At 71.5% G+C, this 14,872-nt stretch carries 10 protein-coding genes and 2 pseudogenes; 7 read left to right on the top strand and 5 right to left on the bottom strand.

Going from position 1 to position 14,872, the window contains the following annotated elements; translation table 11 throughout:
• Positions 1 to 316: 316 nt before the first annotated feature.
• Positions 317 to 1,645 (top strand): hypothetical protein, encoded by a 1,329-nt coding sequence (locus AB0I41_RS09245; RefSeq protein WP_357103900.1) that lies wholly within the window; start codon positions 317 to 319, stop codon positions 1,643 to 1,645.
• Positions 1,646 to 1,765: 120 nt separating this feature from the next.
• Here AB0I41_RS09245 and ltrA read toward each other — a convergent pair whose 3' ends face one another.
• Both ltrA and AB0I41_RS09235 read right to left on the bottom strand, forming a co-directional pair.
• Entirely contained in the window at positions 1,766 to 3,520 is a 1,755-nt protein-coding gene (ltrA, locus tag AB0I41_RS09240; protein WP_357103897.1) for a group II intron reverse transcriptase/maturase, read from the bottom strand.
• A gap of 1,124 nt (positions 3,521 to 4,644) precedes the next feature.
• The gene (locus tag AB0I41_RS09235) at positions 4,645 to 5,385 is read right to left on the bottom strand and encodes an SDR family oxidoreductase (RefSeq protein ID WP_357103894.1); all 741 of its coding nucleotides are present in this window, start codon (positions 5,383 to 5,385) and stop codon (positions 4,645 to 4,647) included.
• Positions 5,386 to 5,576: 191 nt separating this feature from the next.
• Here AB0I41_RS09235 and AB0I41_RS09230 point away from each other — a divergent pair, with 191 nt between their 5' ends.
• Positions 5,577 to 6,194, top strand: coding sequence for a hypothetical protein (locus AB0I41_RS09230; RefSeq protein WP_357103891.1), 618 nt, complete (start codon positions 5,577 to 5,579; stop codon positions 6,192 to 6,194).
• 82 nt (positions 6,195 to 6,276) lie between these two features.
• Complete coding sequence (purB, locus tag AB0I41_RS09225; RefSeq protein WP_357103888.1) at positions 6,277 to 7,701, top strand: adenylosuccinate lyase; 1,425 nt, start codon at positions 6,277 to 6,279, stop codon at positions 7,699 to 7,701.
• Positions 7,702 to 7,794: 93 nt separating this feature from the next.
• On the opposite strand, the gene AB0I41_RS09220 is transcribed toward purB, so the two are convergent.
• Positions 7,795 to 8,316: a YbjQ family protein gene (locus tag AB0I41_RS09220; protein WP_357103930.1), complete on the bottom strand. Its 522-nt coding sequence runs from the start codon at positions 8,314 to 8,316 to the stop codon at positions 7,795 to 7,797.
• 69 nt (positions 8,317 to 8,385) lie between these two features.
• Positions 8,386 to 8,574, bottom strand: a pseudogene (locus AB0I41_RS09215) (peptidase S1); the annotation flags it as partial.
• Between the two features lie 498 nt (positions 8,575 to 9,072).
• Here AB0I41_RS09215 and purS point away from each other — a divergent pair.
• The 4 genes from purS to AB0I41_RS09195 all read left to right on the top strand — a co-directional run bounded on the left by purS (position 9,073) and on the right by AB0I41_RS09195 (position 13,627).
• On the top strand, positions 9,073 to 9,336 hold the full coding sequence (purS, locus tag AB0I41_RS09210) for a phosphoribosylformylglycinamidine synthase subunit PurS (protein WP_088959474.1): 264 nt from the start codon (positions 9,073 to 9,075) through the stop codon (positions 9,334 to 9,336).
• Positions 9,333 to 10,016, top strand: a complete 684-nt coding sequence (gene purQ, locus AB0I41_RS09205) for a phosphoribosylformylglycinamidine synthase subunit PurQ (RefSeq protein WP_357103885.1) — start codon at positions 9,333 to 9,335, stop codon at positions 10,014 to 10,016. Before purS ends, purQ begins: the two co-directional genes overlap by 4 nt.
• Positions 10,017 to 10,086: 70 nt before the next feature.
• A complete protein-coding gene (purL, locus tag AB0I41_RS09200) occupies positions 10,087 to 12,867 on the top strand; it encodes a phosphoribosylformylglycinamidine synthase subunit PurL (RefSeq protein ID WP_357103881.1) in 2,781 nt (926 codons plus the stop codon).
• A 4-nt stretch (positions 12,868 to 12,871) separates the two neighbouring features.
• A complete protein-coding gene (locus AB0I41_RS09195) occupies positions 12,872 to 13,627 on the top strand; it encodes a 2-phosphosulfolactate phosphatase (protein WP_357103878.1) in 756 nt (251 codons plus the stop codon).
• 567 nt (positions 13,628 to 14,194) lie between these two features.
• Here the strand turns inward: AB0I41_RS09195 and AB0I41_RS09190 are convergent.
• Positions 14,195 to 14,872: pseudogene (locus AB0I41_RS09190) on the bottom strand (hypothetical protein); the annotation flags it as partial.

Raw genomic sequence — 14,872 nt, 5'->3', positions numbered from 1 at the left:
AAACCCCGAGATCGACACTTCGGAAAAGTCACTTCCCGGACCCGCCACACCCCAGCCTAGAACAACCCTCGCCGCCGCCTCTTGACACAGAGGGGGTGCCAGATGAGTGCACCTGATCAAACGGTTTCGTACTTGCGCGGCGTGCCAACGGCCGTTCGGCAGGTCCTACTATTGCCGGATGCTTTGGCAGCCCGGACCGGTCCCGTGGTTTGAGCCGGACCCGACGAGCCCGTACGCCTGGGCGGTGCGCCACCACCGTGCGTCGGTCGCATTCGCTACAGGCGGAGCCCTGCTCGTCTCGCGGAGGTCGCTCACGGTGCGACGGACGTCCGTAGAGCCGCTGGTCGTCGCGTACCCGTACGCCGGTGCTCCTGCTTTCGACCATGCTTACGGCGCGGCCGCCGGTAGTCCCGGCGGTGGCGTCCTCGCCACGCCGCAGTCCGGCACCGACACTGGCTGGGCGGCCGGGTTGGGCCTGCGGCGGCTCGCCATCGCGCCGCCCGAATCGTTGGCGCTGTCACCGGACCGCCGCCTCGCCGCGGTCGGCCGATACCAGACGGTTGAGGTCTGGGACGTATCGGAGCAGACCTTGCTGCACACCATCCCCGCCCACCGGCGCGTCGTGCAGGCGGTGGCCCTGTCACCAGACGGTCGTACGCTGGCCACCCGCAGCTTCGACGACCTGGCGCTGTGGGATCTGCGAACCGGCGAGCCGGTCGGTGCGATCACCGAATTGGCCGGACCCACCTGCGCACTGGCGTTCTCGCCCGACGGTACCCTGCTTGCCAGCGGACACGACAAGACCAACGCGGCGCTGTGGCGGGTGGCCGACCTGACCATCGCGGCCCGGTTCCCAGTGAACGGTTTTCAGCACGCGGTGGCATTCTCGCCCGACGGTGGCTGGCTGGCCACCGCGGGACAGGACGAGGTCGTTCGCGTCTGGCCGGTCGGCGGTGGACCGCCGGTCACCCTGTACGGCCCGGCGACCTGGGTGGACTCGCTCGCCTTCACCCCCGACGGACGGACCCTCGCCGCCACCAGCGCCGGTCGGGTCCATCTTTGGACCTGCGGGCCAGAGCCGATCATCCCCGCACGTTCACCATCGCAACCAACCTGGCCGGCGCTGTTGGCCGAGACCACCGGACTCGGCAGGCCATTCGCCGCGACGGCGACGGAGTTCACCGCCGAGATACTGCGACTGCCCTGGTTCGCGCACATCGGCCAGCCATCGGCCTGGGACGACACCTGCGTGCGCCTGGCCGACTGGACCGACTGCCCGCCACCGCCGGACAACCGCGACGAGTTCGTCGAGCAACAGCATCTCTGGATCGACGCGATCAAGATTGCCGCTCGCACCTTCGACCGGCCAGACCTGACCGAACTCTTCGAGCGCACCAGACGACAGGTGATCGACGCCGCCCGCCGGCACGTGCCTTACGACGACAGCTCCGACTCATACGACCCACCGACATTCAGCGTTTGGGACGCCGCGTACGTCGCGGCAAGCATCGCATGCTTCCTCGAACTGGGCTGGCGCATCCCCGTTGACCTCGAACGGCGATGGGCATGGTTCGCCGCCGGACACTGGCCCTGCGAGCCAGACCGGACTGGCGACGGCCCGCCGTACCGACTCCGTGTCCTATAGGCGCAGGAGTGCGGGCCGCGTCGCCAGGTAGCCCCGGCGCATTGCTGCGCCGGGGCCCCTTCAGAACCGTGCGAGCATCTCGTCGATGCACACGGCTCAAGCAAGCCCCTCGGGGCGATTTCAGGAGTACAGAGGTGCTGGTTCCTTGCTCGCGCCGGTTGTTCGGCGTTGGCAGTGGGAGTGAACAAGACGGGTCTCGTCCGGCGTGCCTGTCCCGTGGGCGATGATGTGTTGCCTGCTGATCGCCTTGCGGGTGGTGCGGTGCCACTGTTCCCATTCACCGGGGCTGTGTGGCTCGCGGTCGGCGTGCAAGAGCAGGTCCCCGCAGATCGCGCAGCGGCCCTGCTGTCTGAGCAGCAGATACAGGGTGCTGCGGTCGAGCGGGGGTCTGTTCTTGCGGCGCCGTTCGGCCCAGTAGCCGGCTTGGGCGGGGTCGTCGGGGGACGCCTCGCCACGCACCAGCCGGTGCCGGACGATGTTGGTCCAGGCGAACTTGGGGAGGTAGGCGCCGCTGTCGCGGTCGCCGAACACCCAGCGGTCCTGCCTGGCCGTGTTGTACCGGCCGAAGTACCGGTTGATGATCCAGGGCTTCGGCTTGTCGGGGTGGCGGTGGCAGGCCCATTTGTAGGTGAGCCGCCACATGTGGGTGTCCAGACTTGCGAACACTCTGGACGATGCCGCCCCGCGGTAGTAGTTCGCCCATCCTCGGGTGATCGGGTTGATCGTGGTGAGGACCACCGCCGCGTTCGCACCGCGTAGCGCGCGGATCTCGGCGGCGAGGCGTTGTCTGACCCGTTTGACGGCGGTCTTGCTGGGTTTGACGAGCAGCTTGCCGTGGTAGCGGCGGACGGTGAATCCCAGAAAGTCGAAGCCGTCGTCGAGGTGGACGATGCGCGTCTTGTCCTCGTTGAAGGTCAGACCTCTGGGCGCCGGCCATTCGGCGAGCTTCGCTTTGACGTCTTCGGCTTCCTGCCTGGTATGGCAGAGCGCGACCATGTCGTCGGCGTATCTCACCAGCGAGGGGGAGCCTCGTTTTGTTCGCCGTGGATCACTGCGTTCTTGACGGACTCCGGCCGCCTCTTCCAGCCCGTGCAGCGCGACGTTCAACAGCAACGGACTGATCACACCGCCTTGTGGGGTTCCCTCGTCGGTCGGTGCGAATCCTTTGCCTGGCTCGAACACGCCCGCCTTCAACCAGTCGCGGATCATGCCCCTGCCGGGGAACGCGCCGATCGTGGCGAGGAGGTGGTCGTGGTCGATCCGGTCGAATGCCGCGCTGAGGTCCGCGTCCAGCACCCACAGGCGTTTGGCGGTCGTCCCGCACGACGTCACATGGATGACGGAGATCGCGTCCTGGCAGCTACGGCCCGGCCTGAACCCATACGACTTGGGTTCGAACCGGGCCTCCCATTCGGGCTCCAACGCGTTGCGGTGCCGCGCCTGGTGGACACGGTCCGCGATCACGGGAATGCCGAGCGGGCGCTGTTTCCCATTGGCCTTCGGTATGAACACCCGCCGGACCGCGAGCGGCTTGAACGACCGGGCCGTGCGATGTGCCTGCACCGCCAGATCCATCCTCGCCGGGGAGGTCAACGCGACCTGCCCGTCGATGCCCGCGGTCTTGCGACCAGCGTTGCGCTGCGCGACCTGCCGCACGCTGACCAGCGTGTTCGACCAGGACCGCAGCATCATCTTCTGCAGGTTCCTGACCTTGGGCCAGTCACCGTCCTTCGTCGCCTTGAAGATCCTGCCCCGCAGCCGCCGTACGTTGCCCTCATGGATACGCCAGGTGATGGCGTCCCACTGGTGGACCACGTCCTCAGGTCCGTTCGCTCCGAAAGCCGCCATCGCAACATCGAAAGCAAAAGCTGTCATCGCGTCTAACTTGTCCTTCGGTTCGGATGGATTCGGTGCTTCGTCGTCAAAGGCTCACCCGCCACACGTCAGCCCGCTTTCGCGGCCAAGCACCAGGGCCCGGTATCCGGCCAGTTATACGACAGCGACCGGTTGAAGGACCGGCCATGACGCTTCCGTTTTCCTGCCGCCTTTCGGCCGCCGGCATTCGCTTCTTGGGCGTCCTGTTCCCGCCACGGAGTTCTGCTCTCCTTACGGTCGGCTTACCACCACGCCCGAGGGCGTCGCGGACCTTGACGGGGTTTCCACGTTCCGCACGCGTGAGATACGGCCGGGTCGGGTGCCCTCTGTACCCCGGAGGCGACGGTGTCCACACGACCGTAGGAGCGTCCTCGGCCGTCGTCTGCCGACTTCCAGCGGCCAGCCTCTTTATCTCCCCGGCACCACCATCCGACCCGGAGAATTGCCGTAACGAGGCATCAACGAGGGTTCACTACATTCACCCTTCCGGCGCTTCCCCTCACCTGTGACCCCCAGTCGGAGCGGGCGTCCTTGGGCTTCTCCCTGAGCTTCGCACCCAGCCATTACTGGCCACGCACGTCAAGGCGGGGACCGGTCTCGAACACTGACCGGGAGCTACGTCTCGGGCATTTACCCGAACCTCCAATCGACGTACTCACTCAACACGTGCGACCTCGTGTCGCAACGCTCATCGGCAGAAGCGGATGGGCCGCCCGGGTCGATGCCGCGTCGCTAGTCACGGAACGTCACGGCGGGCTGCCGGCCCTTCCCGTGGATCTCGCTGAGTTCGCTGGGTAGGTTCGCGAGCGGTTGGAGCGCCGAGCTGCCCGGCTCATCCCATCGCCCATCTGCACGACGTTGTGCCCGTTCGGCTGTACCTGGCTGTGCACATTGACCCGTACGCGGACAAGCTGCGCCCGGTCTTCGGACCGGGCAAGGACCGCATCGTCCCGGCCACCGCAGCGGTCAACCTGACCGCCGGTGCTGCGCCCGGTCTTCGGACCAGGCGAGGATCGCAACATCGTGGGCCGGCAGGGTCAGGTAGCGCAGGTGGTCGACGCTGCGCCCGGGTCCCGGCCGATGTCCGCCTCCACGCCGCCCGGGACCCGCAACCGGTGACCGGGTCAGGCGGTGGCACCGCCGTCGATGGCGATCGACGCGCCGGTGATGTGCCGGCCGCCCTCGCCCACCAGGTGGCTGACCGTCGCCGCCACGTCGGCCGGCGTCCCGTACCGCCCGAGGGCGATGTGCGACCGCTGCGCGTCGGCGCTGGCGCTGCCCGACGGGTTCATGTCGGTGTCGGTGGAACCGGGCAGGATCACGTTGACGGTGATCCCGCGCGGGCCGAGTTCGCGGGCGAGAGCCCTGGTCAGGCCGTTGACCGCGCTCTTGGTCATGGCATAGACGCTGACCCCTGGGTCCGGGACGCGGCTGGCGAAGCTGCTGCCGATGTTGACGATCCGCCCGCCGTCGCCCATGTGGCGTACCGCCGCCTGGGTCGCCAGGAACGCCCCGCGTACGTGCACGGCGATGGCCAGGTCGAGATAGCCGAGGCTGACCTCGTCGATCGGCCCGGCCGAGAACACGCCGGCATTGTTGACCAGGATGTCCAGCCGCCCCAGTTCGGCGACGGTTTGCTCGACCGCTCCGGCCACCGCCGTACCGTCGGCGCTGTCGGCCCGGATCGCCAGTCCGGTGCGGCCGTACGACTCGATGTCGGCGACCACGGCCTTCGCGCTGTCCTCCGCCTCGCGGTAGGTGAACGCGACGTGGGCTCCGTCTTCGGCCAGCCGGCGCGCGACGGCGGCGCCGATACCGCGGCTCCCGCCGGTGACAAGGGCGACCCTGCCGGTAAGTCTGGACACGCTTCCCCAATCCTGTCTGTCGACTCAGGAGAATGATCACCCTATCCGGCACCTGGGCCGGCGCTCGGCCCGCTCTGTGGGTGTGGACCGGTACCAGGTCAGCCGAGTCCGTGCCGGGTGTTGCCGACCGTCCCTACCGTGGACGGCAGTCCGCCCCGACATCACCGGCGGCACTCGCGACGGGAGTGGTCATGTCCGGTCAAGCCCTGCTCCGCACCACGGTCGTCGCCCTGGCGGCCGCGCTGGCCGCCGGCGGCTGCGCGTCCAGCGGTACGAGCGCCACGGAATCCACCGCCACGACCTCGGTCACCGAGACCCCCGGCGACGCGGCGGCACCCGGATCCGCCGCGCCCGCCACCAGCGAGGCGGCGACGACCGGGAAGCCCGCCGGCAGCGGCACGACCGACAGCGGGTCGACGGGCGGCGACACCGGCAGCAGCGGTGGGCAGTCCGGCGACAAGCCGGCGACGAGCGCCCCGAAGCCGGCCGGCCCCGCCGTCGCCTTCTTCCGCGTCGCTCAGAAGCCGTCCTGCCCGTCCGGAACCAGCGCCAAGCCGATCGCGGGTACCCCCGTCGTCATCGAGTGGAAGGCCAGCAACGTCGACTCCGTCTCCCTGTCCGTCGACGGCCCGGGCGTGTACGCCGACAACTACCCGCCCACCGGCAGCGAGACCCTGAATTTTCCCTGTTCCGGAGCCGAGGGTGACGTCCAGCGGCACACGTACCTGCTGACGGTCCGCAACGCCCACGGCAAGCAGACGAAGACCCTCGTGGTGAGCGCGGCCGTGCACGACATCCCGCGGGTGTGACCTGACCCGACCCGTCCCGCCGATCGGCCGGCGGGCCGGGTTGGCTGGGGCTGCGACCGGCGCGTACGGGACAATGGGGCGCGTGACGACGATCCCGAACGTGCTCGCCAACCGGTACGCCTCGCCCGAGCTGGTCGCCCTCTGGTCGCCGGAGGAGAAGGTACGGATGGAGCGGCGGCTCTGGCTCGCCGTACTGAAGGCCCAGCGCGACCTCGGGGTGGCCGTGCCGGACGGGGTGGTCGAGGCGTACGAGCGGGTGGTCGACGACGTCGACCTGGCCTCGATCGCCGAGCGGGAGCGGGTCACCCGGCACGACGTGAAGGCCCGGATCGAGGAGTTCAGCGCGCTCGCCGGGCACGAGCACGTGCACAAGGGGATGACCTCCCGGGACCTCACCGAGAACGTCGAGCAGCTCCAGGTGCGCCGCTCGCTGGAGCTGATCCGGGACCGCGTGGTCGCCGCGCTGGCCCGGCTGGCCCGGCTCGCCCACGAGCACTCAGGGCTGGTGATGACCGGGCGCTCGCACAACGTCGCCGCGCAGGCCACCACGCTGGGCAAGCGCTTCGCGTCGGCCGCCGAGGAGCTGCTGATCGCGTACGAGCGGCTGGAAGACCTGATCAACTGGTACCCGCTGCGCGGCATCAAGGGCCCGGTCGGCACCGCCGCCGACCAGCTCGACCTCTTCGACGGCGACGCGGAGAAGGTGGCCGAGCTGGAGCGCCGGGTGGCCGGGCACCTCGGGTTCAGCCGGGTGCTGGACAGCGTCGGGCAGGTCTACCCGCGCTCGATCGACGTGGCGGTGCTCGCCGCGCTCTCCCAGGTGGCCGCCGCGCCGTCCTCGCTGGCCACCACGATCCGGCTGATGGTCGGCCAGGAGCTGGTCACCGAGGGCTTCAAGCCCGGCCAGGTGGGCTCCAGCGCGATGCCGCACAAGATGAACACCCGCTCGTCGGAGCGGGTGAACGGCTTCGCGGTGATCATCCGGGGTTACCTGTCGATGGTCGGCGAGCTGGCCGGCGACCAGTGGAACGAGGGGGACGTCTCCTGCTCGGTGGTCCGCCGGGTCGCCCTGCCGGACGCGTTCTTCGCCGCCGACGGGCTCTTCCAGACCTTCCTCACCGTGCTGGACGAGTTCGGGGCGTACCCGGCGGTGATCAACCGGGAGCTGGAGCGGTTCCTGCCGTTCCTCGCCACCACCAAGATCCTGGTCGCGGCGGTGCGCCGGGGTGTCGGCCGGGAGGTGGCCCACGAGGTGATCAAGGAGCACGCGGTCGCCGTGGCGCTGGCCATGCGCGAGAAGGGCGCCGCCGAGAACGACCTCTTCGACCGCCTCGCCGCGGACGGCCGCCTCGGCCTGACCCGTGCCGAGATCGACGCCCTGGTCGCCGACCCCACCACCTTCACCGGCGCCGCGCAGGCCCAGGTGGACGCGATCACCCGCCGCATCACCACGGTCGTCACCGCCCACCCCGAAGCCGCCACCTACTCCCCACCCCCCATCCTCTAACCCCGGGCGCCCCGCCCGTTGATCATGAAGTTGTTGCCGCGACACGCCGTGTCGGAGGGCAACAACTTCATGATCAACGGCGTCAGGGGTGGGTCAGGAGTCGCGGGTGGGGGTGTCGGCGGCGGAGGAGAGGTTGGGGGCGCTGGCCGGTTCGGCGATGCCGCCGGGGGCCTCGGTGAAGCCCGGCTCGTGTGCCGTCTCCGCGGCGACCAGGGGCTGGTCGTGCGGCATGACGTCGGGCACCTTGGGTACGACGATCACCGCCGTGCCGTACGCGCAGATCTCCATCCACATCTCGCCGCAGTCGCGGCTGTCGAAGCGCATCCCCACCACGGCGTTCGCGCCGAGCCGGAGCGCCTCCTCGCCGAGCCGGGCCACCGAGTCGGTCCGCCACCGGGTGAGGTTGTCGGGCGCCATCGGGTCGTACGCGCCACCGCGCAGGTTCTTGACCCCCTCGCGGTACGGGTTCCGCGTTCGGGCCATCGATGAGACCACTTCGCCGAGGATCTGGCGGACCTCGTAGCCGGGCAGTTGATCCGTCGTCACGACCAGCACGGTTTCGATGCTGTCAGTCGGCGCCCGAGCCGTTCGCGAGCCGTGTTCACCTGATCGGATGCTGCAAAACGAGGCGGCGCGGACGGCAGGCCCCTCGGCCGCCCATCCGCGCCGCCAGGGCGCTAACCGTCAGACACCGGCCACCGAGGTGATCCAGGCCCGGTTGTACGCGACGCTGCCGTGTTTCTGGATGCTCACGCCGTCGGCGGTGGAGGCGACTCCGACCTGCCGGCCGTTGTAGAGCTGCGGTCCGCCCGAGTCACCGCGCCAGGCGTTGCCGTTGATCTTCGTGCTGCGCATCGCCTGCCCGCCGTACGCGGCGGTCAGCACTGCGAGCCGGGGGCGGACACGGATGTCGGGGGACTTCTTGTGGCAGGTGCCCGGGGGTCGCCGGGCAGAGTCGGCCTCGGCGGGTGGGGGTGACCCGCCGGGACGTCGAAAGCATCGACATTCGCCGATGCAGGCCAGGGCTCGCGAGTCCCGTTCACAAGAGGGGATCGAGATTGACGGATGTGACGGGGCGGGCTCCGGACACGCTCGTCCCTGTTTGTCGGGAACTGGTCAGGCCTGTCGGCGTCGCCCGAGTTTTGCCTGGTCAGCGGGGTTGTGCTGGCGTGCTGCCGACGTGGCGCGCAACGAAACCGCATCAGCCGGGCAACAAACGCGCAACGGCCCTCCGTCCGGACGGGTCGTTATGTCGATCACTGCCTGAAGTGCCCCCGGCCGGTGCGTCCGGACCGGAATCTGCCAGGTACGCTGGCTGCGCTCGCCCGTAGTGGGCCGGCACCCAACTGCGTACACAGTCAGGAGTGCCCAGTGCCTCGCGTCGTCGTCGACGTCATGCTCAAGCCCGAGATCCTCGATCCTCAGGGCCAGGCCGTCGCAAACGCGCTGCCGCGGCTCGGCGTCAGTGACGTCGCCTCTGTCCGGATCGGCAGGCGGATCGAGATCGAGTTCACCGGCGAACCGGACCTGGACCGGGCCCGGGAGATCGCCGACAAGCTGCTCGCCAACCCCGTCATCGAGGACTTCACCGTCCGGGTGGTCGAGGCGGACGAGACCGTGGACGCGCACCCGTGACCGCCCGCGTCGGTGTGGTGACCTTCCCCGGCTCGCTGGACGACGGGGACGCGGCCCGGGCCGTCCGGATCGCCGGCGCCGAGCCGGTCCGGCTCTGGCACGGTGACGCGGAGTTGCACGGGGTGGACGCCGTCGTCCTCCCCGGTGGCTTCTCCTACGGCGACTACCTGCGCTGCGGCGCGATCGCCCGGTTCGCCCCGGTGATGGACCGGATCGTGGATGCGGCCCGGGGCGGCCTGCCGGTGCTCGGCATCTGCAACGGCTTCCAGATCCTCTGCGAGGCCCACCTGCTGCCCGGCGCGCTCACCCGCAACCAGCACCTGCACTTCCGTAACCGGGACCAGGTCCTGCGGGTGGAGTCGGCCGGCACCGCCTGGACGAACGCCTTCCAGGCCGGTCAGGAGATCCTGATCCCGGTCAAGAACGGCGAGGGCTGCTACGTCGCGGACACCGCGACCCTGGACGAGTTGGAGGGCGAGGGGCGCGTCGTCGCCCGTTACGTCGGCGGCAACCCCAACGGGTCGCAGCGCGACATCGCCGCGATCACCAACCCCGCCGGCAACGTGGTCGGCATCATGCCGCACCCCGAGCACGCGGTGGAGGCGCTCACCGGCCCCTCCCTGGACGGCCTCGGCTTCTTCACCTCGGTGCTCAAGCACCTGGTGGGGACGCCGGCGTGACCGTGCGCGGCGGGATCATCGGTCGGCTCCACCGCCCGGCGGGCGGCCACGAGCGCAGCGAGGAGAGGTCATGACCACCCATCCGGATCCGGCCGTACGGGAGACACCGGGCGCCTTCCCGGCCGCCCCGGCGGAGCCGCGCGCGGCCACCGTGGTGCCGCAGGGCGGCCCGGCCGACGCGGGCCGGCACGTCGGCCCGGCGCCGGCCGCCGACTGGACCGCCGGCGTGGACACCGTGCCGCGGGCCGCCGGCACCCCCGAGGAGCTCCAGCCGTACGCCGAGCTGGGCCTGCGGGACGACGAGTACGACCGGATCCGGCACATCCTCGGCCGCCGCCCCACCCAGGCCGAACTGGCCATGTACTCGATCATGTGGAGTGAGCACTGCTCCTACAAGTCGAGCAAGGTGCACCTGCGCCAGTTCGGCGAGAAGGCCCCGCCGAGCGACCGGCTGCTCGCCGGCATCGGGGAGAACGCCGGCGTGGTCCGGGTCTCCGACGAGCTGGCGGTGACCTTCAAGGTCGAGTCGCACAACCACCCGAGCTTCGTCGAGCCGTACCAGGGCGCGGCGACCGGTGTCGGCGGCATCGTAAGGGACATCCTCGCCATGGGCGCCCGCCCGGTCGCCGTGATGGACCCGCTGCGCTTCGGCGCGGCCGACCACCCGGACACCGCCCGGGTGCTGCCCGGCGTGGTCGCCGGCGTCGGCGGCTACGGCAACTGCCTCGGCCTGCCCAACATCGGCGGCGAGGTCGTCTTCGACCCCTGCTACCAGGGCAACCCGCTGGTGAACGCGCTCTGCCTGGGCGTGCTGCCGGTCGACCGGCTGCAGAAGAAGGACGCCACCGGCCCCGGCAACGTGGTGGTGCTGATGGGCGCCAAGACCGGCCGGGACGGCATCGGCGGCGTCTCGGTGCTGGCCAGCGCGACCTTCGACGAGGGCAGCGAGCAGCGCCGCCCGTCCGTGCAGGTGGGTGACCCGTTCACCGAGAAGCTGCTGATCGAGGCCTGCCTGGAGCTGTACGACGCCGAGCTGGTCGTCGGCATCCAGGACCTGGGTGGCGCCGGGCTGACCTGCGCGCTCACCGAGACCGCCGCCTCGGCCGGCACCGGCATGCGGGTGTGGCTGGAGCGGGTGCCGCTGCGCGAGCCCTCGATGGAGCCGCACGAGATCCTGGCCAGCGAGTCCCAGGAGCGGATGCTGCTGGTCGTCGCCCCGGACAAGCTGGACGCGGTGCTCAAGACCGCCGACAAGTGGGGCGTGCTGGCCACCGCGATCGGCGAGGTCACCGCGCCGTCCGCCGACGGGCAGCCGGGCCGGCTGCTGGTCACCTGGAACGACCAGGTGGTGGTCGACGTGCCGCCGGGTTCGCTGGTGGACGACGGCCCGGTCTACGCCCGCCCGATGCGGGAGCCGGCCGACCTGATCCTGCTCCAGGCCGACCGGGCCGAGACGCTGCCCCGGCCGAGCACGCCGGAGGCGCTGCGCGAGACCCTGCTCCGCATGATCGCGTCGCCGAACCTGGCCGACAAGACCTGGATCACCGAGCAGTACGACCGGTACGTGCTGGGCAACACCGTGCTCGCCCAGCCGGAGGACTCCGGCGTGATCCGGATCGACGAGCGCACCGGCCTCGGTGTCGCCCTGTCCGTGGACGGCAACGGCCGGTACGCCCGCCTCGACCCGTACAACGGGGCGAAGCTGGCGCTGGCCGAGGCGTACCGGAACGTGGCGGTGACCGGCGCGAAGCCGATCGCCGTGACCGACTGCCTCAACTTCGGCTCGCCGGAGGACCCGGGCGTGATGTGGCAGTTCGCCGAGGCCGTGCGCGGCCTGGCGGACGGCTGCCTCGAACTGGGCATCCCGGTGACCGGCGGCAACGTCAGCTTCTACAACCAGACTGGCGCCGCCCCGATCCACCCGACCCCGGTGGTTGGCGTGCTCGGCGTGCTGGACAACGTCGCCGACCGGGTGCCGATGGGCTTCGTCCCGCGGCCCGGTGGCGACCACGACCAGCTCTTCCTGCTCGGTGACACGCACGTGGAGCTCTCCGGCTCGGAGTGGGCCTGGGTGACCCACGAGCACCTGGGCGGCATGCCGCCGCAGGTCGACCTGGGCCGGGAGCGGGTGCTGGCCGACCTGATGGCGGAGGCCGCCCGGGTCGGTCACCTCAGCTCCGCGCACGACCTCTCCGACGGCGGCCTCGCCCAGAGCCTGGTCGAGTCCTGCCTGCGGCGCGGGGTCGGTGCCCGGATCGCCGTGCCGGAGCGGTTCGCCGACGGGTCGCTGCCGTTCGTCTTCCTGTTCAGCGAGTCGGCCGGCCGGGTGCTGGTCTCGGTGGCGCGCGGTCACGAGAAGGCGTTCACCGCCCTGTGTGGCGAGCGCGGCGTGCCGTGGGAGCTGATCGGCGTGACCGACCCGGCGGGCGGCGCCCTGGAGGTGCACGGCCAGTTCCGGATCGGCCTGGACGAGCTGCGCGACGCGCACACCGCGACCCTGCCCCGGCTCTTCGGCGGCCCGGCGGCCTCCCAGGTCGAGGTCGAGGCGACCCGGACCGACACCACCACCGTCGCGCCGGCCACCGCCGCGCAGCCGGTGGACGTGCCGACCGCCGCGGACGAGGACGCGGAGGCCGGGCAGGCCGACGTCGACGAGGAGCCCGAGCCGGCCGTCGCCGAGGAGGAGCCCGAGGCGACCGTCGCCGACGAGGGGCCGGCGGCGAGCGTCGCCAAGGCGGCGGAGCAGGAGCGTCCGGCCACGGAGGTCACCGCAGATGCGACGGCTCCCGACGCTCCGGCGACGACCGACACCGGTGACAACGAGCAGCCCCCCGCGCCCGATAAGCGCTGAGGCGTTGGCCGCGGCCGTCCACGCCCAACCCGCCTCCGGCGCCCGGTTCGACTGGGGGCTGACCGGGGCGGCCGAGCTCGGCCGGGTCTGTGCCGTGCTGGTGGTGGTGGACGTGCTCTCGTTCACCACCGCCGTGGAGGTGGCGGTCGGCCGCGGCATGCGGGTCCACCCGTTCCCCTGGGGGGAGCAGGCGGCGGACTATGCGCGGCGGGTCGGCGCGGTCGCCGCGGTGGGCCGCCGGCAGACGACCCCGGAGCACCCGTGGTCGCTCTCGCCGGCCGCGTTGAGCACCGCCCCGGTCGTCGCCGACCTGGTGCTGCCGTCGCCGAACGGCTCCGCGATCAGCGCCGCCGCCAGCGCCACCGGCCTGCCGGTGGTCGCGGCGTGCCTGCGCAACGCCCGTGCCGTCGGGCGTTGGCTGCGCCGCCAGGGGTACGGCTCGACCGACGCCCCGGTGGGCGTGGTGGCGGCCGGGGAACGCTGGCCGGACGGCTCGCTGCGCCCCTCCGTGGAGGACCAGCTGGGCGCGGCCAGCGTGCTCGACGCCATCTCCGGCGTACCGGGTGGGCTCTCGGTGGAGGCGGCGGTGGCGCTCGCCGCGCTGGCCAGCACCCCCGACGTCCCGGCGGCGGTGCGTGGTTGCGTCTCCGGCCGGGAGCTGAACGAGGGCGGTTTCGCCGGCGACGTCGAGGTCGCCGTGCGGGTGGATGTCTCCCAGGTGGTGCCCGTGCTGCGCCAGGGTGTCTTCTCCGCCGCCTGACCCATCCGCCGCACCGCCGCCGACCTGCTCACCCCCGGGGTACGACGATCCGGGCCGCGCGTTGCCGCACCCGTCGTCCCCACGGTGGGGCCATCATGGGCTTCCCGCGCGTTGCCTGAGCCCATGCGCGGCCCGCGTGTTGCTTCGGTCGTGCGCTGCCCGCGTGTTGCGGCCGCCGTGCGCGGCCCGCGTGTTGCTTCGGTCGTGCGCTGCCCGCGTGTTGCGGCCGCCGTGCGCGGCCCGCGTGTTGCTTCGGTCGTGCGCGGCCCGCGTGTTGCGGCCGCCGTGCGCGGCCCGCGTGTTGCTTCGGTCGTGCGCCGTCCGGGCGTTGCCGAGGGCGGCGCGGGCGGGTGCGTTCGCGGTGCCGGCGTCGGTGTTTCGACGCCGGTTGCGCGACGAGATCGCGCTCGATCCGGGATGTAGTGGCCTCCCGTCGTCCGGGAGGCCACTACATTCGTGTTCGAGCACGATCTTGGTCGGTGTCGGCGGGCCGGGGAAGGGGCGGCCGGCGCGGAGGAAAGGGCCGCCCGGTGATCCGGGCGGCCCTTTCCCGTCACGTTCTGCGGGTCAGTCGTCCAGCCAGTCGAGGCGGCGGCCGCCGCGCTCCTGCTGCTGCGGCGGCCCGTCCGTCCGCCCCCGGCCGGCCTGGGCCTGGTCGCCGTAATAGCCGCCGCCCTGCTGCTGGTCGTAGCCGCGGTCGTCGTAGCCGCCGGTGCGCTGCTGCGGCGGCTCCTGGTCGTAGCCGCCCTGCTGGCCGTATCCGCCCGGCTGGGTGCCGTAGCCACCACCCTGCTGGTCGTACCCGCCATGCTGGGCGCCGTAGCCGCCGCCCTGCTGGGCGTAGCCGCCACGCTGGTCGTACCCGTTGTCGTAGCTCTGCTGCTGCGGGCCGGCGTCGTAGCCGCCGCCCTGGCCCCCGTAGCCGTTGCCGCCGCCGTAACCGCCGGCCGGCTCCTGGCCCCGCCCGTACGGCGCCGGGTCGGGCTGGCCGTAGCTGTGCTCCTGCTCCGGCTGGTAGGTGCTGGTCGGGTACGGGTCGGCCGCCGGGGCGTACGCGCCGGCGCTCTCCCCGGTGTACCGGCCGGTGGGCTCGTCGTAGCGCTCGCCGTAGCCGCCGCCCTGGTCCTGTGAGGCATAGCCGGGCCCGCCGGCCGGAGCGCCGTAGTCCCGGCTGCCGTAGCCGCCGCCGGAGGAGGGCGCGTTGCCGTAGCCACCCGCAGCGGCACCGGCGGCACCGGCCGCACC

It is taken from the genome of Micromonospora sp. NPDC050200 (assembly GCF_040656135.1).
Classification (GTDB): Bacteria; Actinomycetota; Actinomycetes; order Mycobacteriales; family Micromonosporaceae; genus Micromonospora.
Note: the sequence above shows the minus strand (reverse complement) of the source record. Positions and strands in the feature narration are given on the sequence as shown.